The sequence below is a fragment of the Halorubrum sp. T3 genome (assembly GCF_000296615.1).
Lineage (GTDB): Archaea > Halobacteriota > Halobacteria > Halobacteriales > Haloferacaceae > Halorubrum > Halorubrum ruber.
The window spans coordinates 1126207-1144719 of the sequence record NZ_JH815329.1 but is presented as its reverse complement, the minus strand read 5'-3'; the positions used below and the strand labels follow the sequence as shown (position 1 = coordinate 1144719).

Below are 18513 nucleotides of genomic sequence, written 5' to 3'. Positions count from 1 at the left end.
GGTTCGGCGTCGCGGTCTCCGACGTCGCGGTCAGCGGTCCGCGGCCGGTTCGGCATCGTGGTCTCCGGCGTCGCGGTCAGCGGCCTCGTCGCTCCCGGCGCTCCGCGGCGCCTCGCCGATCTCCTCCATCACGCGGGCGTGGAACTCCCGAAGGACGGCCGACTCGTCGTCGGCGATGACGGTGTCGGAGTCGACGAGCGTCGCCAGCCCGAACGCGAGCGGGCTCGGCGAGTCGACGACGCGGTGTTTCACGGAGAGGTCGCCGCTCGCGATCCGTCCGACCGCCTCGCGGATCCCGTCGACGTCCAGCCGGTCTTCCAGCAGCTCTCGATACGTCTCCTCTAACACCGCGAACTCCTCCAGGTCGGCCGCGAACGACAGCAGCATCTCGGCGGACACCTGCTGTTCGGCGGCCGACTTCTCGTACCCCTTGTACCGCTTCAGGATGAGGAGCGCCCGCCCGGCGTTGATCCGGAAGTAGCGCTGGAGGAGATCCGTCCCCTGGACGGCGTCTCGGAGGTCCTCGCGGACGGTCTCCGAGTCGAGGTCGGCGAGGATCTGTGCCACGTCGACCTTGCGGTTCAAGGGGAGCGCGAGCGAGAACCCGCGGTCCGCGACCGCGACCGCGACGTTGGCGTCTGTCCGGTTCGCGACCGCAGCCGCGACAAGCCGGGAGAGGCCGTCGTTGAACCGGCGGCCGTAGACGGAGTGGACGTAGAAGCGGCGCTTGTACTCGTTGCGGTCGAGTTCCTCCTCGACGACGATGCGGTCGGGCGTCGATACGCTCTCCGGGCCCGCGTACCGGACCTGCTCGTCGTACATCCGCGCGAGCGCGCGGACCGCGTTCCCGTCGAGGGGGAACTCGCGGAGCCACGCGCGGACCGCTGCCGGGCCGGCGCTCGGGTCGTCGCCGGCCAGCCGGTCGAGGAGTTCAGCTTGGAACGCCAACACCTCGCGGGCGAGGTCCGCGGACAGCGGGAGGCGCTCGGCGAACCACGAGGGGACGGTCGGGCGCTCGCTCGTGCGGTCGACGTACACCTTCGAGCCGCGTCGGTAGCGGAACGCGAACCGCTCGCCGCCTAAGGCGAACACGTCGCCCGACTCCAGCGTGTCGAGGTACGACTCGTCGAGCGTGCCGACCCACTCGTCGTCGCGCGTGAACACGTCGCAGGTGAACGAGTCGGGGATCGTCCCCACGTTCGTCATGTAGATGACCCGCGCGAGCCGCCCGCGCTTCCCGACGAGCGTCTCGCCGACCGGGTAGTCGGGGTAGTGGTGCTCGCCGTCCGGCGGGTCGTTGGCGTCGCGCCACACCTTCGGGTAGACGTTCTTCTCTTCGAGGCCGTCGTAGTCGCCGGTGAGGTACCGGAACAGCCGCTCGTAGGCCGCGTCGTCGAAGCCGCGGTACGGGTGCGCCCGACGCAGCACCTCCCGGACCTCGCGGTCGGGCCGGACCCGGTTTATCGCCATCCCGTAGACGTGCTGGGCGGCGACGTCGTAGGCGCCCTCGGGCGGGAACACGCGGTCGACGAACCCGTCCTCGGCGCGCGCGAGCAGCGTCGCGCACTCGATCAGCTCGTCGCGGTCGAGCGCAAACACCCGCCCTTCGACGGTCTCGCCCGGGCTGTGGCCCGCGCGCCCGACGCGCTGGAGCAAGGCGGCGACCGACTTCGGCGAACCGACCTGAACCACGAGGTCGAGGTGCGGCATGTCGATGCCGAGCTCCAGGCTCGTCGAGGTGGTGACCACGTCGAGCTCGCCCGACTTCAGCCCCTCCTCGACGCGCGTGCGCTGGGCCTCGCCGAGGCTCCCGTGGTGACAGCCGGAGTCCGACTCGTCGTAGTCGAACCGCTGGCGGAGCTCCTGAAGCGTGCGCTCCGCGCCCGACCGGGAGTTCGTGAACACCAGCGTGTTCTCGTGGGACTCGATCAGCTCGCGGAGCGACTCGTAGAACCGATCGGTCACCGCCGACCGCGGCGTGTGGATCAGGTCGGCGGCGGGCGTCCGGAGTTCGAGGTCGAACTCGCGGGCGAACCGGGCGTCGACCACCTCGCAGGGGCGCGTCTCGAACCCGTCGACGTCGCCGACCTCGCCGTCGACGCGCTCGCGCCCGACGAGGAACGAGGCGATCCCGTCGAGCGGTTCGACGGTGGCCGAGCAGCCGATGCGGGTGATCTCGGTCTCTCCGTCCCGCTCACCGTTCCGCGCCAGCTCGGTCAGCCGCTCCAGCGACACGGAGAGGTGCGTGCCGCGCTTGTTCGCGGCCAGCGAGTGGATCTCGTCGACGATCACGTACTCGACGGTGCGGAGCTTCTCCTTGAACTTCGGCGAGTTGAGCAGGATCGCCAGCGTCTCCGGCGTGGTGTTGAGCACGTGCGGCGTCTCCGAGAGCATCGCCTGCCGGTCCGCCTTCGAGGTGTCGCCGTGGCGGATCGCCTGCCTGACGCCGGGGTCGTAGGGGTCTTCGTCGTTGTCGGACTCGCCGGCCGCGTCGGCGTCGCTCGTCGAGTCGCCGTCGCCTCCCTCCGCCGCGGCGACCGCGTCGCCGATCCCGGCCAAGGGCGCCTCCAGGTTGCGCTCGATGTCGTTCGCGAGCGACTTCAGCGGCGACACGTAGAGGCAGTAGACGGAGTTCTCCAAGTTGCCGGCGCGGTCGCGGGCGAAGAGGTCGTCGAGGACCGCGAGGAAGGAGGCGAGCGTCTTGCCGCTGCCCGTCGGCGCGGCCACGAGACAGTTCTCGCCGTCGTTGACGTGGGGGATCGCCTCGCGCTGCGGGGGCGTGAAGAAGCCGCCGTTCTCGCCGACGTACTCGCCGAAGCGCTCGACCCACCAGCGCCGGACCGGCGGCGAGAGCCGCGCGAGGACGTCAGCGTCCGCGATCGGCACGGTCTCCGGGTCGAACTCGGGGTCCGGGATCGCGCCGCATTCGACCGCGTCTCGGAGGAGGGCCCGCGCGGCCGCCTCGTCGCTCCGGTCCGTGGTCTCGCTCACGACGTTCACGAGGGCTCGGGGAGGGAAATCCGTTGCGTCGGTTCCGCGGACCTTCGCGCAACCGACCCCTTGTCCGTCGGTCCCGCGGAACTTCCCGCGACCGACCCCTTGTCCGTCGGTCCCGCGGAACTTCCCGCGACCGACCCGTTTATCCGGCGGCCCTCCGTGGCGAGACACGCATGAGCGGCACCTCGCCGGAGCCCGACAGACGGATCGACCGGAACCTGTTCGTCACCGTCTCCGGCCCGCCGGGCTGCGGGGCCACGACGCTCGTCGAGGGCGTCGCCGAGGCGCTCGACTGCGGCTACGTCTCCGGGGGTGAGCTGTTCCGCGAGATCGCCGCCGAGCGCGACATGAGCCTCTCGCAGCTGATCGCGGAGACCGGCGAGTCCGAGGAGATCGACCGCGCGCTCGACCGCCGGCTCCGCCGGATCGCCGAGAAGTGGGGCGCCGCGAACAAGGCGTTCGTGCTGGAGTCGCGGCTCGCGGGCTGGATCGCCGGTAACCGCGCCGACATCCGGATCTGGCTCGATGCCCCCGACGAGGTCCGCGCGGACCGCACGGCCGCCCGCGAGGAGATGACCTCGGAGATGCAGGTCCGCGAGGTCATCGAGGAACAGCGGTACAAGTCCTACTACGGCATCGATCTGTCCGACCGCTCTATCTACGACCTCGTCATCAACACGGGCCGGTGGGACCAGGAGGCGACGCTGGACCTGGCGCTCACCGGGATCGAGGGGTACGACGTCACCGCCGACGAGGGGGCGTTCGACACGCCCGACTTCGATATCTGAGCGCCACGTTCGGTTCGGGACCGACCCGATTTATAACCCTTCCACGCGCCGGAACGCGCTCCGGACGTCGCCCGGCGTCGCGTACGGCCCGCCGCTCACACGGTGGTCCGGCAGGAAGATGGGGATCGGGTTATCGTCGAGCGCGCCGGTCACGGTCTCTAAGTCGTCCGGGTCGTCGGGATCGAACCCGCCGAGCCGCGCGAGCCGGCTCACGGAGACCTCCTCGCCGTACGGCACGCTCCGGAGCGACTCCAACACCTCCCGCTGGTCGGTCGGCACGGTGAGGCCGAGCGCCACCTCGGCGAACTCGTCGCGCTCGCCGCCGAGGTACGCGTCGATCCGGTCCAACAGGTCGTGGTCGCCGTCGGCATCCCCCGGCGGTTCGGCGGGGAACGACACCGAGATGACGCGACCGCCGGCGAAACCTATCTGGACTGTCCGGTCGATGACGTCGAACTCGCGGGCGAAAACGCCGGACGTGCCCGATACACTCATACCCTTCATTGGGAGGGTCGCTTACTTAAAATGCCTCCCGCGAGACCGGTTCGCGCCGCCGGCCGGGAGCCGAGCGGATCGGTCCGGTCCCCCGCAAGCCTTATGAACAGATACGTACATTAGTGTATAGTAATGGACGATCCAGACGAGCTGGCGCCGGCGGTCAGGTCGATCCTGTCCGCCGCACGGGACCGCGCTGACGCGGCCGCGGGGGCCGGAGAGGCCGTCTCGGTCTCGCCCCGCGACCTCTCGGCGGCGTTCGAGCGGGCCGAGGCCGACGGGCGCGTCCCGGTGATCGCCGAGGTGAAGCCGACGAGCCCGACGACAGAGGGGAGCCGTGAGGACGACCCCGTCGCGCTCGCGGAGGGGATGGTCGCCGGCGGGGCGGCCGCGCTGAGCGTGCTCACCGAGCCGGAGCACTTCGGCGGGAGCGTCGACACGCTCGAACGCGTGCGCGACGCCGTCGACGTGCCGGTCCTCCGGAAGGACTTCGTCGTCGAGGAGGCGCAGTTGGACGCCGTCGAGAGCGACGTCGTCCTCCTGATCGCGCGGTTCGTCGGCGACGATCTCCCGGACCTGCTCGCGGCCGCCCGCGACCGCGGCTTTCAGGTCCTCGTCGAGGTCCACGACCGGGAAGAGTTAGAGCGCGCGCTCGACGCGGGCGCGACGACGATCGGCGTGAACAACCGCGACCTCGCGGAACTCGTCGTCGACCTCGGAACCTTCGAGTCCGTGGCGCCCCACGTCCCGGACGACGTCACGCTGATCGCGGAAAGCGGGATCGGCTCGCCCGCGGACGTCCGCCGGATGCGCGCGGCGGGCGCCGACGCCCTGCTCGTCGGCAGCGCGATCATGGACGGCGACGTGGCGGCGAACACGCGCGAACTGGTGCGGGCGGAGGCGGACGAGGACGAAGACGCGGACCCGAGACTCGACGACACGACTGACACCACGGAGACACCCACATGAGCGAGACCGAATCATCGACGAGCGAGGTTGGAGAGCTTTCGCGACGGCCGGGCCGCGAGCGCGGCCGTGACGACGGGAAGTTCGGCCGCTACGGCGGCCAGTACGTCCCCGAGGCGCTGATGCCCGCGATCGAGGAGCTGACCGACGCCTACGAGCGCTACGTCCTCGACAACGAGGACGGGTTCATGGACGAGTTCCGCGAGCGCCTCGCGGACTTCGGCGGGCGACCGACCCCGCTCCAACGCGCCGATCGGCTCTCGGAGCGCTACAACACGGAGGTGTACCTCAAGCGCGAGGACCTCCTCCACGGCGGCGCGCACAAGCTGAACAACGCCCTCGGGCAGGTCCTCCTCGCGAAGTACATGGGCAAAGAGCGCATCATCGCGGAGACCGGGGCCGGCCAGCACGGCACCGCGACCGCGATGGCGGCGGCGCACCTCGACATGCCCTGTACGATCTACATGGGCGAGCGCGACATCAACCGCCAGCGCCCCAACGTGTTCCGGATGAAGCTCAACGGCTCGGAGGTGAAGCCGGTGACGACGGGCCGCGGCACGCTCAAGGAGGCCATCTCCGAGACGATGCGCGACTGGGCTGAGACGGTCGAGGACACCCACTACGTGATCGGCTCGATCGTCGGCCCGCACCCGTTCCCGGTGATGGTCCGCGACTTCCAGGCGGTCATAAGCGAGGAGGCCCGCGAGCAGGCGATCGAGAAGACCGGCGGGCTCCCGACCGACGTGGTCGCCTGCGCCGGCGGCGGGTCGAACACGATGGGCGCGTTCGCCGACTTCGTCGACGACGAGTCGGTCGCGCTGCGCGCGGTCGAGGCCGGCGGGTCCACGCTCGAAGTCGACGAGGAGGCGGGCGTCGCCCCGAACTCTGCGTCGCTGTACGCCGGCGAGGAGGGGGTGCTCCACGGCGCCCGGACGAAGCTCCTCCAGGACTCCGACGGGCAGATCATGGAGAGCCACTCCGTCTCCTCCGGGCTCGACTACGCAGGCGTCGGCCCGGAACTCGCGTACCTCGTCGACGAGGGGCGCGTGGAGCCGGTCGCGGTCGACGACGACGACGCCTTAGAGGGGTTCCACCGGCTCTCGAACACCGAGGGGATCATCCCCGCGCTGGAGACCGCGCACGCGTTCGGTTACCTCGAAGAGCACCACGAGGAGCTCGGCGAGCGCGTGGTCGTGAACGTCTCCGGGCGCGGCGACAAGGACCTCGACGCCGCCATCGAGGAGACCGATCAGCGCGACCTCCCGAACGCGCCCGACATGTCGATGTTCACGGGGGGGATCTGAATGGCGGACCGGAGCGCGGAGCCGGTAACGGGCAACTCCGAGGCCATCGCGGCCGCGTTCGCGGACGGCCCCGCCTACGTCCCGTACCTTGTCGTCGGCGACCCCGACTACGAGTCGTCGATGGCGTACGTCGAGGCGCTCGACCGCGGCGGCGCCGACGTGATCGAGCTCGGCCTCCCCTTCTCCGAGCCCATCGCCGAGGGGTCGACGATTCAGGAGGCCCTCGTCCGCTCGCTCGACGCGGGGATGACGCCCGAGCGGTTCTTCGCGTTCGCCGAGGAGGTGGACGTCGACGCCGCCTTAGTGTGTATGACGTATTACAACCTGATCTATCAGTACGGCGACGAGACCGGCCCGCGCCCGTTCGTCGAGCGGGCGGCGGCCGCGGGCATCCAGGGGCTCGTCGTCCCCGACCTGCCGGCGGAGGAGGCCGACCCGCTGCGCGAGGCCTGCGACGAGTTCGGGCTCGACCTCGTCTTCATCGTCGCGCCGACCACGCGCGGCGACCGACTGGACCGCATGATGGAGAACGTCTCCGGCTACGTGTACGTCCAGGCGCGGCTGGGGACGACCGGCGCCCGCGACGACGTCTCCGACCAGACCACGGAGAGCCTCGATCGGCTCCGCGAGTACGACGTGCCGAAGGCGGTCGGGTTCGGCATCTCGTCGGGCGAGCACGCCGAGCGCATCGTCGCGGGCGGTGCCGACGGGATCATCGTCGGGTCGGCGCTCGTCGACGTCGTCGCCGACGGGGTCGAGAACGACCTGTCGACCGAGGAGGTGGCCGACCGCCTCGAAGCGCTCTCCCGCGAACTGAAGGACGGAGCGGAGCGCGGCTACCGCTCGCGGACCGAACCGGTCGAGTCGGCCTGAGCCGCTCGCTCCGAAACGAACCAATACGTCCCCGAACGAAACCGACTTACCTCCGATTGCCACACTCTCACACAACGACCCACCTCACAATGACAGCAGGACTCTCGGCACGACTCGACCGCATCTCCACGAACGACCGATACCTCATCGTCCCGATGGACCACGGGATCACGATGGGCGCCGTCGAGGGGCTCGTCGACATCGAGTCGACGATCGACGGCGTCACGAGCGGCGGCGCGGACGCGGTGCTCACCCAGCGCGGGATCGCGCCCCGCGTCCACGAGAACAAGAACGACGCCGGCTACATCGTCCACCTCAACGGGTCGACGACGATCGGCCCCGACGAGAGCGACAAGCGCGTCACCGGCACCGCCGAGGACGCGGTCCGCGCCGGCGCCGACGCCGTCTCCTTCCACATCAACGTCGGCTCCGACCACGAGCCGGACCAGATCGAGGAGCTGGCGGAGCTGACGGCCGACGCCGAGCGCCTCGGGCTCCCGGTCCTCGCGATGGCGTACGCGCGCGGCCCGGGGGTCGACGAGTCCGACCCCGAGGCACTCGGCCACGCGGTCCGGCTCGCCGAGGAGCTCGGCGCCGACGTGGTGAAGACTGGGTACTCCGGCGACGGCGACTCCTTCGAACGCGTGACTGAGTCGACCCGGCTCCCGGTCGTCATCGCCGGCGGCTCGAAGGGGACCGACCGCGAGACCGTCGAGATGGTTCGCGGCGCCATGGACGGCGACGCGGCGGGCGTGTCGATGGGGCGGTCGATCTTCCAGCACGACGACCCCGAGGGAATCGCGCGCGCCGTCTCCGCGGTCGTCCACGACGACGCGGCCGTCGAGGAGGCGCTCCGGGCGGGCGGATTCGTCGAGGCGTAACGGGTCAATCGCGCTCGGGATCCGCGTCAGCAGGCGACGCGCACTCGCTCCTCCGCGTCCGGTTCCCCGACCGGGCCGGTCGCGTCGACGGGCTGCTCGACGTGGAAGACGGTCACGGACTCCAAGTCGCGGTCCGACCGTTCGCAGGCGTACGACGCCACCGGTCGATACTGCGACTCGGCGGCGTTCTTCATTCTGAAGCCGAACTGATGCCAGAGAGTGGACGGATACGTCTCCGCCGCGTCCGGCGGCCGGTCGTACGAGACCGCGCCGCCGTCGCGCAGGTCGATCGTGTCGCCGGATTCGAGCGTGCCCGCGACGACGTACCAGCCCGAGGCGTCCGGGGGGTTCGGCGCGAAGAACGACCAGCTCACCTCCGACAGCTGTCCGGTCGACTCCTGTGCGGGGAGGTCGACGAGCCCGACCCCCGCGGCCTGCCACCACACGAGCGCGAGGAAGAAGCCGACGAGCAGCGCGGCGGCTCCCGCCCTGATCCCGCGGCGGGTCCGTGACGGGGTCGGAGACGGGGTCCGTGCGTCGGTCCCGCCGTCGCTCCGGTGCGGCCGATCGGTCTCCGCGAGCCCGGTGGCCTCGGAGAGCCTCGACGCGACGGCCTCGACGCGGTCCCACGCGCCGGGCGGGAGGAACAGGAGCAGGATCGAACTCATGACGAACGGGAACACCGCGAGCCGCATCGTCGCGGCCATGCCGAGGTGCGCGGAGATGAACGCAAGGGCGAGCGCGGTCCTGTGCCGCTCGGTCGCGACGACCAGCAGGGGGGAGACGGAGAGGAGCGCGATCCAGAGCCAGTTGGTCGCGGTGAGGGCCGCGGTGTACTCCGAGACGAGCGGCCCCAGCCCGACGGTGAACTCGCCCAACTGGAAGATCCGCGGGACGGCGGTCCCCGACATCCACGAGTCGCTCCGGTACTTCGAGACCGCGTTCGCCGCGTATATCGACACGAGCGTCAGGAGGGTGACGGCCGTGCCGAGCGAACAGATCCGCGGGTCACCGGCGTCTCCTCCCCCGGCGCTCGCGCCTCCGTCGGCGTCGGTTCGCCGTTCCTCGTCTTCGCCGCCGCTCCGGCGGCCGGCACCGAGCGACCAGCGGGCGTCGAGCGGGAGGAAGAGGCTCAAGAACAGGAACGCGACCAGCACCGTGTTCCCGCCGTTGAGCACGTACGGGTTCCGCGCGTACAGCGACGCGAACAGGAGGGCCGAGAGGCCCGCGGCCGCCCGCGTGCGATAGCCGACTAACAGGCAGACGGCGGCGACGGCGGCGACCGCGAGCAGCCCCGTCTGTACTCGCGCCGATCCGGACATCGCGTAGAGGGACGCGCGCTCCAACAGCGGGTAGACCTCGGCGAGCGTCGATCGCGGGAGGACGCCGTCGTCCGTGTAGAACGTCCGCACCGCCGGAAGCCGGTAGATCAGCAGGTCCGCGAGGAGCACCAACGCCACCGCGATCCGGAACGCGCCGAGCGCCCGCGGGTCGATCCCGAGGTGGGGCCGGGCGCGTTCGCGGAGGGACTCGCGCGCCGCGGCGTACCGGGACCCCGCGTCCGAGAGGCGCTGGCTTGGTTGCGTCATGCGGGAGTGTATGTCAGACGATACTATCTCACCGATAAGTGCTTTGTCGTCTGCCGGGCCGACGCCCGCAACGCACGACCCTTTCGCAGTTTTCAAGCCGGCGCGCCGTGAGGTTTCGACAATGACACGCACGGTCTGGGTCAAAGCCGACGGGGACGTCGGTGACTGGGAGGCGCGCAAGCGACGGGTCACGACGGCCATCGAGGCCGGCGCGGACTGGGTGCTCGTCGACGAGGACGACGTCGGCCGCGTCCGGGAACTGGGCGACGTGAACGTGGCGGCGTTCCGCTCGGACGCCGACGTGATCGACGACGCCGAGAGCGACGTGGAGGCCGACGCGTACTTCGTCGGCAAGGGCGGCGAGGGGGACGGGACGGTCTCGATGCCGGACGACTTCTCCGGGTCGGCTGACCTGACCACGCTGCGCCGCCGCGACGACCGCGCGCAGGGGGCGTACGTCCGCGTCCTCGGCACCGAGTACGAGGAATTCGCTGAGGCAGCCGCCGACGAGGCCGATTTCACCGTGGTCATCGGCGAGGACTGGTCGATCATCCCCTTAGAGAACCTCATCGCCCGGGTCGGCGAGGAGACGCACCTCGTTGCGGGCGCGACGACCGCCGCCGAGGCCCGAACCGCGTTCGAGACGCTGGAGATCGGCGCCGACGGCGTCCTTCTCGACACGGACTCGCCCGACGAGATCCGCGGCGCCGTCGAGGCCCGCGACGCGGCCGACCGCGAGACGCTGGACCTCCGGCACGCCGAGGTGACCGAGGTCGAACAGACCGGAATGGCCGACCGCGTCTGTATCGACACCGGGTCGCTGATGGACGACAGCGAGGGAATGCTCGTCGGCTCGATGTCGCGCGGGCTCTTCTTCGTCCACGCCGAGACCGCGGAGTCGCCGTACGTCGCCTCGCGACCGTTCCGCGTGAACGCCGGCGCGGTCCACGCGTACGTCCGCAACGCCGAGGGCGGCACCAACTACCTCGCGGAGCTGTCGAGCGGCGACGAGGTCCAGGTCGTCGACACCGACGGCCACACCCGCGAGGCGGTCGTGGGCCGGGTGAAGATCGAGAAGCGCCCGATGTTCCGGATCCAGGCGGAGATAGAGACGGAGGACGGGACCGACCGGATCGAGACGCTCATCCAGAACGCCGAGACCGTGAAGATCGCGACGAGCGAGGGTCGGAAGGCCGTTACCGACGTCGAGCCGGGCGACGAGGCGCTCGTCTACTACGAGGACGTCGCGCGCCACTTCGGCGAGGCCGTCGAGGAGAGCATCATCGAGAAGTAATCGGGGTCTCGCGACCGGAGGGCGCTGTTAAACTTCTCTTTATAAACACCGACATGCCTGAAACAGCCGATAGCTGAAGCGTGCTTCTCGATCGGTTACGGGAGTGAGTATCGCAGATCGCCGGCCGCGATGTCGTATTTAAATGACGGTGAGCGGCGGCGACGAGGGGTTATAAAAGGGATGCGGTGGCGCGCCTGCGAGCGGCCGGAGCGAAGCGGAGGCCGCGAGCCAGCCCGCGAGGGACGCCGCGAGCGGAGCGAGCGGCGAGGCTGGGGAGGCGTGAGGTGCGGTCGCTGTGTGGGGCGGGACTCAAAGGGGCAGCCGTGAGGGCGTCGTAGGCGACGTAAGCACCGCAGGGAGCGAACGGAGTGAGCGACCGAGGAGCGTGGTTCGAGAGAGCAAAGCTCTCTCGTCATCACGAAAGGCGCTTCGCGCCTTTCGAACGACAGCGAGCGTACGACGCCCTCACGGCTGGGGCTTTGGAGACACTCGCCGCGGTGGCGTCAGTCACTTATAAACAGCCGACAGCAACACCGCACTCTGGTTTATAAACGACCTCACTCACGACATACTACACCTACTCCCGCTATCGCTCATCTCTTCCTCTGTACTGAGCGATCGAGAGCGGTCAACTACCAACTACGGGTACTCAACAGTGTACTGGGGTGGTGAGCACGTGGTCACCGCTGAGAACCGGCTGCGATCGTGTCGACCAGAACGCATTTGACGGAGACTCGGGATCCGGCGTCCATGGCTGTCGCTGACGAAGGTAGCCGTCACGTCGCTGAGTCGGGATTCGTCGAACGAGTTCGCCACCTCGCGGACGCCGCGAACCCGGCGTTCGCGGCCGGGAGCTTCCTCGTGCCGCTGGCGTTCCTCGCCGCGAGCCTCGCGCTCGCGAGCACCGAGCTGCTCTTTTACACGCACGTCGCCGCCGGCGCGGTGTGGTTCGGCTTCGCGCTGATCTTCCCCGCGATTATCGGGCCGACGCTGGGCGGCCTCGACGAGGAGGCGTCGGCCGCGGTGAACAGGACGCTGATTCCGAAGGCCGTCTTCTTCCTCGTCGGCTTCTCGCTGACGACGGTGCTCTCCGGGACCGTCCTCCTCACGCCCGACCTCGGGCTCGGCTACGGCTTCGGCGGGATGTGGTCGGGGCTCGCGCTCGGCCTCGGCTGGGGGCTGTTCGCGTTCGGGTTAGCGGTCCCGCACCGGCTCCAGCTCAGCGCGTACTACGAGACGCTGTCGCCGGACCCGGACGCCTCGCGGCTCGAATCGATCGAGAAGAAGAACCTCGTCGTCGGGCTGTTCGAGGCTGCGGTGATGCTCGCGCTGATTGTCCTGATGACCGGGTTCCGGCTGGGCGTGTGACGGGCCCTGTGGTCCTCCGGAGGCACCGCCGGAACCTGTGACATTCATTACCTCGCGTTTCCAGTACGACACCATGGGACGACGCCGCGCCGCCGTCATCGAGACGCTCCACGACGTCGCGACCACGATCCAGACCGAAGAGACGGTCACGGACGTCTGCGAACGGACCGTCGCGGCGGCGGCCGACCTCCTCGATTTCAACCTGTGTACCATCGTGATTCGGGAGGACGACTGGCTCGTCCCGTACGCGACCTCCGCGGACGCGCCGTCGGACGGCAGCCAACGGATGCGCGTCGACGAGGGACTGGCCGGCAAGACCTACCAGACCGGGGAGTCGTACACCGTCGCCGAGGTCACGCCGGACGACGAGACGGTGCCGGCCGACGCCTCGTACCGGTCCGGGATCAGCGTGCCGATCGGCGAGCACGGGGTGTTCCAGGCGGTCGAGACGACGACGGGGGACTTCGACGACGACGACATCGAGCTGGCGGAGCTCCTCGTCAGTCACACCGCGACCGCGCTGGACCGGCTCGACCGTGAGCGGGAGCTTCAGCGGCAGAACGAGCGGCTCGACCAGTTCGCGTCCGTGGTGAGCCACGACCTTCAGAACCCGCTCAACGTCGCCACGGGCCGGCTGGAACTCGTTGCCGAGGAGTGTTCGAGTCCGCACCTCGACGCGGTCGCGGACGCCCACGGGCGGATGGAGCGACTCATCGACGACCTGCTGCTGTTCGCGAAGATGGGGTCTGAGACGCTCTCGCTCACGACGATCGATCTCGGAGGGCTCGCCGACGACTGCTGGGACCCGCTGGCGACGTCGGCGGCCACGCTCACAGTCGAGTGCGACCGCGACGTTCGCGCCGACCCCGACCGCCTCCGACAGCTCCTCGAGAACCTGTTGAAAAACGCGCTCGATCACGGCGGCGACGACGTCTCCGTGACGATAGGCGAGCTGGCCGACGGCTTCTACGTGGCCGACGACGGCCCAGGCATCCCGCCCGACGACCGCGGGGACGTGTTCGCCGCGGGCTACACCTCCGACGCCGACGGGACCGGGTTCGGCCTGTCGATCGTTTCGCAGATCGCCGACGCCCACGAGTGGGACGTCGAGATAACGGAGAGCGCGTCCGGCGGAGCCCGGTTCGAGATCCGGGGTGTCGACATCGTCGAATCGTGAGACGGCGAGTCGACGTCTTCGAGCCGTGAGGCGGCGAGCCAACCTCGTCGAGCCGTGAATCCGCGAAGCGCGGTCGTTCGCTCGCGTCCCGTTAGATCCCGTACAGCTCGCCGTACTTCTCGTCGACGTAGTCGAGGAACGCGTCCGCCGAGAAGTCCTCACCGGTCGCGCGCTTCACGAGCTCGTTCGTCTCGTAGCGGGAGCCGTGTCGGTGGATGTTCTCGCCGAGCCACTCTTGGAGGTCGCCGAACTCGCCGTCGGCGATTTTCCCGTCGAGGTCGTCGATGTCGTCCTCCGCGGCCTCGAACAGCTGGGCGGCCATCACGGAGCCGAGCGAGTAGGTGGGGAAGTAGCCGAAGTTGCCGTGGCTCCAGTGGATGTCCTGGAGGCAGCCCTCGCTGTCGGTGTCGGGGCGGATGCCGAGGTACTCCTCGTACTTGTCGTTCCAGACCTCCGGCACGTCCTCGACGTCGAGGTCGCCGCGGATCAGGTCGCGCTCGATCTCGAACCGGATGACGATGTGGAGGTGGTAGGTGAGCTCGTCGGCCTCGACGCGGATGAGGTTATCCTCGTACACCTGGTTGAACGCCTCGTAGGCGTCCTGAACCGTCGCCTCCTCGGTCTGCGGGAAGTGCTCCTGGAAGACGGGGAGGAACTGCTCCCAGAACGCCTCGCTCCGCCCGACGTGGTTCTCCCAGAGGCGCGACTGCGACTCGTGGACCGAGAGGTCGCGGGACTCGCCGAGCGGCGTGCCGAACTGCTCCTGCGGCAGCCCGAGGTTGTACTGCGCGTGGCCGTACTCGTGGATCGTCGAGCCGACGGCGCCGAGCGGGTCCTCCTCGTCGAACCGGGTCGTCACGCGACAGTCGAACTGGTTGCCCGAGGTGAACGGGTGCGAGGAGACGTCGAGCCGACCGCGGTCGAAGTCGTAGCCGACGAGCTCCAAGGCGTCTCGGGAGAGCGCCTCCTGCTCGTCCTCGGGGAAGGTCCCCTCGAAGGTGTCGACCGCGAGGTCGACGTCGGACTCGCGGATCTCGTCGATCATCGGGACGAGCGCCTCGCGGAGCTCCGTGAGGATCGACTCGGCGCGCTCCATCGAGAGGCACGGCTCGAACTCCTCGAAGAGGACCTCGTAGGGGTCGCGGTCGGGGTCGATGTGCTCGGCGTACTCCCGCTTCAGCTCGACGTGCTTCTCCAGGTACGGGGCGAACGTCTCGAAGTCGTCCTCGGCCTTCGCCTCCTCCCACGCCTGGAGCGCCTCGGAGCCGGTCTCGGAGATCTCCTCGACGAGCTCGACGGGGACGGCGTCGGCGCGCTCGTACTCGCGGCGGACCTCGCGGACGACCGCAGCCTGCTCGTCGGTGAGGTCGGCGTCGTCGAGCTCGTCGAGCAGCTCGCCGGTCTCGTCGTCGGTGACCATGTCGTGGTGGACGGAGGAGAGCGCCGAGAGCTGCTTCGATCGAGCTGGGGTACCGCCCTCGGGCATCATCACCTGCTGGTCCCAGCCGAGGACGCCGGAGGCGCTGCCGACCGCGTTCCACCGCTGGACGCGGTCGAGGAGGGCGTCGTAGGCGTCCGGTGCGTCGGCTGCGTCGTCTGGCGCGGCTTCCGTTGCCATACGCCACGGATCGGCCGCTGTCGTTAAATAGGGACCGAACGCGGAACCGGGTGGATCGGCCTCGGGACCGTCGGAAACGGTCGGTCTCCGAGGGCGTTCGCCGAGCGCGGGATATATGCCCGCCGCCGCGGAACGGCATACAACCGATGTCCGACGACGACTTCATCGACCTGCGGTCCGACACCGTCACGGCGCCCTCGGACGAGATGCGCGACGCGGCCGCGACCGCCGAGGTCGGCGACGACGTGTACCGCGACGACCCGACCGTCAACGAGTTAGAGCGGCGCGCCGCCGACGCCGTGGGGACCGAGGCCGCGCTGTACGTCCCCTCCGGGACGATGGCGAACCAGATCGCGGTCCACGCGCACACGGAGCCGGGGCAGGAGCTCCTCTTGGAGCGCGAGTCGCACATCTACCGCTGGGAGCTGGCGGGCGCGGCCAAGCTCTCCGGCGTCCAGACGCGGACGATCGACGCCGGCGACCGCTGCGTCCCGACGCCCGACGCGGTCCGCGAGGGGCTCGTCGACGAGGACCTCCACCGCCCCGGGACCGGGCTCCTCTCTCTGGAGAACACCCACAACTACCGCGGCGGGGTCGCGGTCCCCGTCGACCGGATCGCGGCCGCCGCCGAGGCCGCCCGCGACGCCGACGTGCCGGTCCACCTCGACGGCGCGCGCGTCTTCAACGCCGCGGTGGCGCTCGGCGTCGACGCGAGCGAGATCGTCGCCCCCGTCGAAAGCGTCACCTTCTGCCTCTCGAAGGGGCTCGGCGCGCCTGTCGGCTCGATCCTCGCCGGCGACGAGGACTTCGTCGAGGACGCGCGCCGCGTCCGCAAGCTGTTCGGCGGCGGGATGCGGCAGGCCGGCATCATCGCTGCGCCCGGCATCCGCGCGTTAGCGAACGTCGACCGCCTCGCCGAGGACCACGCCAACGCGGAGCGGCTCGCGGCCGGGCTGGACGCCATCGACGGCGTCGACGCGCCCGCGCCCGACACGAACATCGTCGTGGCGCACACCGAGGACGCCGGGGTCCCGGCCGAGTCGCTCTACGCGGCGTGTAAGGAGGCCGGCGTCGGCTGCGTCGAGTTCGCGGACTACACGACGCGGTTCACGACTCACCTCGACGTCGACGAGAGCGACGTCGACGAAGCGGTCAAGCGGATCGCGGCCGTCGTCGACGACCTCCGGGACTGAGCGACGCCGTTGGCGTGCGTCCGCCTAAGCGCCGCCGCTGTCGCACGCCCGACGGAAACGTTCAATTCGCCGGGTGACCAACGTTCTCGCATGGACGCACAGACAACCGAGTGGACGCGCGGATCGGTCGAACTGTGGTGAACGCCGCCCACCCCTGAAGTCGTCGGCGTGGACATCAGCGGCCGCCACGAGGAGGACGGCGAGTACCTGATGGTCGCGGCCGCGGTCCACGCGCGGATCGACTCCGCGCGGATCCGGTCGGTGGAGGGGATGGGGTTCGCTGCCGCGCGCGAGGGGCCGACGCTGGAGGCGACCGTCGCGCTCGCTGCGGAGGCGGTCGGCGACCTCCCGACGCCGCCAGACGGTCCGATCGTCGCGGAGGGCGGCGAGTTCTACGAGGAGCCGGCGGAACGCGTCGGCCTCAGCTTTCAGCCCGACTTTAAATACGTCGAGAGCATAGGCGAGCGCGAGACAGTGCAGGCAGCACACCACGCCGCGTACGCCGCCCGGGACCACCTCCGATGAGCGGGGGCACCGGGGAAGCGGACGCCGACGCCGAGTCGCCGACCGGGGGACGCCGCGCAGTCGTCGCCAAGCGCGTCGACTCCGGAGAAGCCGACCTCACCGAGATCGGGCAGCTCGCGGCCGCCGCGGGCTACGACGTGGCCGGCGAGCTCACGCAGACCCGCACCGAGGACGCCGCGTTCATGTTCGGCGAGGGGAAGGTCGCTGAGCTGCGCGACCTCGTTCGCCGGACGGACGCCGAAGCGGTGATCATCGACAACGACGTCGGCCCGTACCAGACGTTCAACATCGGCGGGAAGCTCCCGGAGGGCGTCGAGGTCGTCGACCGGTTCACGCTCATCCTCGAGATCTTCGGACAGCGCGCCGACACCCGGAAGGCGCAGCTCCAGGTCGACCTCGCGGAGCTGCGCTACGAGCTGCCGCGCGCCGAAGCGAAGGCGAGCCTCGCGAAGCGCGACGAGCGCCCCGGGTTCATGGGGCTCGGCGAGTACGACGAGAGCGTCGAGCGCGACATCAAGCGGCAGATCTCCGAGATCCGCGACGAGCTCGAATCGATCGCCGAGAAGGAGGAGGCGCGCCGCGAGCAGCGCCGGGACTCCGGCTTCGACCTCGTCGCGCTCGCGGGCTACACAAACGCGGGGAAGTCGACGCTGATGCGCCAGCTCGCCGACGAGCTGGCCGTCGACGAGAACGACGAGCGCCACCGCGACCTCGACACCACCGCCGAGTCGCAGGACATGCTGTTCACGACGCTCGGCACCACGACGCGCCGGGCCGAGATGGAGAAGCGCGACGTCCTCCTCACCGACACGGTCGGGTTCATCGCGGACCTCCCCCACTGGCTGGTGGAGTCGTTCGAGTCGACGCTCGACTCCGTCTACCGCGCCGACCTCGTGCTGCTCGTCGTCGACGCCAGCGAGCCGGTCGAGGAGATGCGCGAGAAGCTCGTCACGAGCCACGACACGCTCTACGAGCGCAACGAGGCGCCCGTCGTCACCGTGTTCAACAAGATCGACCGGCTGGAGCCCGGCGAGCTCGCGGACAAGCGCGCCGCGCTCTCCGGCGTCGCGCCCGACCCGATCGCCGTCTCGGCGAAGACGGGCGCGGGCGTCGCGGAGCTCCGCGACCGCGTCGAGGGCGAGCTCCCCGACTGGGAGCGCGAGCGGCTCGTCCTCCCGGTCTCGGACGACGCGATGAGCCTCGTCTCGTGGGTCCACGACCACGGGCACGTCGCCGAGGAGACGTACGCGGGCGACCAGGTGACGGTCGACTTCGAGGCGAAGCCCTCCATCGTTTCCCGCGCCCGGGCGAAGGCCGCCGAGCTCTCGGCGCCGCCCGCCGAGGAGTCGGCCTGAGCGGGGGGACCGCCGCGACCGCCGCGACCGCCGCATTCGGTGGGGACTCTCACTCGGCGGAGACCCGGACAAAGTATACGGGCCTCCGCG

15 protein-coding genes are annotated in these 18513 nt (G+C 70.0%); 11 read left to right on the top strand and 4 right to left on the bottom strand.

The window, feature by feature from the left end; translation table 11 throughout:
• Positions 1-30: 30 nt before the first annotated feature.
• Positions 31-3000 carry an ATP-dependent helicase gene (locus B378_RS0107840; protein WP_026046216.1) on the bottom strand — a complete coding sequence of 990 codons (2970 nt, stop codon included), beginning with the start codon at positions 2998-3000 and terminating at the stop codon, positions 31-33.
• Positions 3001-3170: 170 nt separating this feature from the next.
• Here B378_RS0107840 and cmk point away from each other — a divergent pair, with 170 nt between their 5' ends.
• On the top strand, positions 3171-3785 hold the full coding sequence (cmk, locus tag B378_RS0107835; protein ID WP_017343254.1) for a (d)CMP kinase: 615 nt from the start codon (positions 3171-3173) through the stop codon (positions 3783-3785).
• A 30-nt stretch (positions 3786-3815) separates the two neighbouring features.
• Here the strand turns inward: cmk and B378_RS0107830 are convergent, their stop codons facing one another.
• Positions 3816-4280 carry an MGMT family protein gene (locus tag B378_RS0107830; protein WP_017343253.1) on the bottom strand — a complete coding sequence of 155 codons (465 nt, stop codon included), beginning with the start codon at positions 4278-4280 and terminating at the stop codon, positions 3816-3818.
• Positions 4281-4412: 132 nt separating this feature from the next.
• On the opposite strand from B378_RS0107830, the gene trpC reads away from it, so the two are divergent.
• The 4 genes from trpC to B378_RS0107810 all read left to right on the top strand — a co-directional run bounded on the left by trpC (position 4413) and on the right by B378_RS0107810 (position 8304).
• Positions 4413-5249: an indole-3-glycerol phosphate synthase gene (gene trpC / locus B378_RS0107825; protein ID WP_017343252.1), complete on the top strand. Its 837-nt coding sequence runs from the start codon at positions 4413-4415 to the stop codon at positions 5247-5249.
• Entirely contained in the window at positions 5246-6550 is a 1305-nt protein-coding gene (gene trpB, locus B378_RS0107820; protein ID WP_017343251.1) for a tryptophan synthase subunit beta, read from the top strand. Before trpC ends, trpB begins: the two co-directional genes overlap by 4 nt.
• Positions 6551-7423 (top strand): tryptophan synthase subunit alpha, encoded by an 873-nt coding sequence (gene trpA, locus B378_RS0107815; RefSeq protein ID WP_017343250.1) that lies wholly within the window; start codon positions 6551-6553, stop codon positions 7421-7423.
• Between the two features lie 89 nt (positions 7424-7512).
• On the top strand, positions 7513-8304 hold the full coding sequence (locus B378_RS0107810) for a 2-amino-3,7-dideoxy-D-threo-hept-6-ulosonate synthase (RefSeq protein WP_004595802.1): 792 nt from the start codon (positions 7513-7515) through the stop codon (positions 8302-8304).
• A 26-nt stretch (positions 8305-8330) separates the two neighbouring features.
• On the opposite strand, the gene B378_RS0107805 is transcribed toward B378_RS0107810, so the two are convergent.
• On the bottom strand, positions 8331-9893 hold the full coding sequence (locus B378_RS0107805) for an HTTM domain-containing protein (RefSeq protein WP_017343249.1): 1563 nt from the start codon (positions 9891-9893) through the stop codon (positions 8331-8333).
• A 121-nt stretch (positions 9894-10014) separates the two neighbouring features.
• Between B378_RS0107805 and B378_RS0107800 the strand changes: the two genes are divergently transcribed.
• The 3 genes from B378_RS0107800 to B378_RS0107790 all read left to right on the top strand — a co-directional run bounded on the left by B378_RS0107800 (position 10015) and on the right by B378_RS0107790 (position 13732).
• The gene (locus B378_RS0107800) at positions 10015-11187 is read left to right on the top strand and encodes a 3-dehydroquinate synthase II (protein ID WP_017343248.1); all 1173 of its coding nucleotides are present in this window, start codon (positions 10015-10017) and stop codon (positions 11185-11187) included.
• A 750-nt stretch (positions 11188-11937) separates the two neighbouring features.
• Entirely contained in the window at positions 11938-12555 is a 618-nt protein-coding gene (locus B378_RS0107795) for a hypothetical protein (protein ID WP_017343247.1), read from the top strand.
• Positions 12556-12628: 73 nt separating this feature from the next.
• The gene (locus B378_RS0107790; protein WP_017343246.1) at positions 12629-13732 is read left to right on the top strand and encodes a GAF domain-containing sensor histidine kinase; all 1104 of its coding nucleotides are present in this window, start codon (positions 12629-12631) and stop codon (positions 13730-13732) included.
• 91 nt (positions 13733-13823) lie between these two features.
• On the opposite strand, the gene B378_RS0107785 is transcribed toward B378_RS0107790, so the two are convergent.
• Positions 13824-15350, bottom strand: coding sequence for a carboxypeptidase M32 (locus tag B378_RS0107785; protein ID WP_017343245.1), 1527 nt, complete (start codon positions 15348-15350; stop codon positions 13824-13826).
• A gap of 146 nt (positions 15351-15496) precedes the next feature.
• On the opposite strand from B378_RS0107785, the gene B378_RS0107780 reads away from it, so the two are divergent.
• The 3 genes from B378_RS0107780 (at position 15497) to hflX (ending at position 18423) form a co-directional block, all read left to right on the top strand.
• Positions 15497-16543: a low specificity L-threonine aldolase gene (locus B378_RS0107780; protein WP_017343244.1), complete on the top strand. Its 1047-nt coding sequence runs from the start codon at positions 15497-15499 to the stop codon at positions 16541-16543.
• Between the two features lie 168 nt (positions 16544-16711).
• Positions 16712-17068 (top strand): DUF2209 family protein, encoded by a 357-nt coding sequence (locus B378_RS0107775; protein ID WP_017343243.1) that lies wholly within the window; start codon positions 16712-16714, stop codon positions 17066-17068.
• Positions 17065-18423 carry a GTPase HflX gene (hflX, locus tag B378_RS0107770; protein ID WP_017343242.1) on the top strand — a complete coding sequence of 453 codons (1359 nt, stop codon included), beginning with the start codon at positions 17065-17067 and terminating at the stop codon, positions 18421-18423. The genes B378_RS0107775 and hflX overlap by 4 nt, the downstream gene beginning before the upstream one ends.
• Positions 18424-18513: the final 90 nt, after the last annotated feature.

Bases quoted from the DNA above. Each gene is read 5' to 3' on its own strand.
- cmk (WP_017343254.1), top strand. From the start codon at position 3,171: ATGAGCGGCACCTCGCCGGAGCCCGACAGACGGATCGACCGGAACCTG.
- B378_RS0107830 (WP_017343253.1), bottom strand. From the start codon at position 4,280: ATGAGTGTATCGGGCACGTCCGGCGTTTTCGCCCGCGAGTTCGACGTC.
- trpC (WP_017343252.1), top strand. From the start codon at position 4,413: ATGGACGATCCAGACGAGCTGGCGCCGGCGGTCAGGTCGATCCTGTCC.
- trpB (WP_017343251.1), top strand. From the start codon at position 5,246: ATGAGCGAGACCGAATCATCGACGAGCGAGGTTGGAGAGCTTTCGCGA.
- trpA (WP_017343250.1), top strand. From the start codon at position 6,551: ATGGCGGACCGGAGCGCGGAGCCGGTAACGGGCAACTCCGAGGCCATC.
- B378_RS0107810 (WP_004595802.1), top strand. From the start codon at position 7,513: ATGACAGCAGGACTCTCGGCACGACTCGACCGCATCTCCACGAACGAC.
- B378_RS0107805 (WP_017343249.1), bottom strand. From the start codon at position 9,893: ATGACGCAACCAAGCCAGCGCCTCTCGGACGCGGGGTCCCGGTACGCC.
- B378_RS0107800 (WP_017343248.1), top strand. From the start codon at position 10,015: ATGACACGCACGGTCTGGGTCAAAGCCGACGGGGACGTCGGTGACTGG.
- B378_RS0107795 (WP_017343247.1), top strand. From the start codon at position 11,938: ATGGCTGTCGCTGACGAAGGTAGCCGTCACGTCGCTGAGTCGGGATTC.
- B378_RS0107790 (WP_017343246.1), top strand. From the start codon at position 12,629: ATGGGACGACGCCGCGCCGCCGTCATCGAGACGCTCCACGACGTCGCG.
- B378_RS0107785 (WP_017343245.1), bottom strand. From the start codon at position 15,350: ATGGCAACGGAAGCCGCGCCAGACGACGCAGCCGACGCACCGGACGCC.
- B378_RS0107780 (WP_017343244.1), top strand. From the start codon at position 15,497: ATGTCCGACGACGACTTCATCGACCTGCGGTCCGACACCGTCACGGCG.
- hflX (WP_017343242.1), top strand. From the start codon at position 17,065: ATGAGCGGGGGCACCGGGGAAGCGGACGCCGACGCCGAGTCGCCGACC.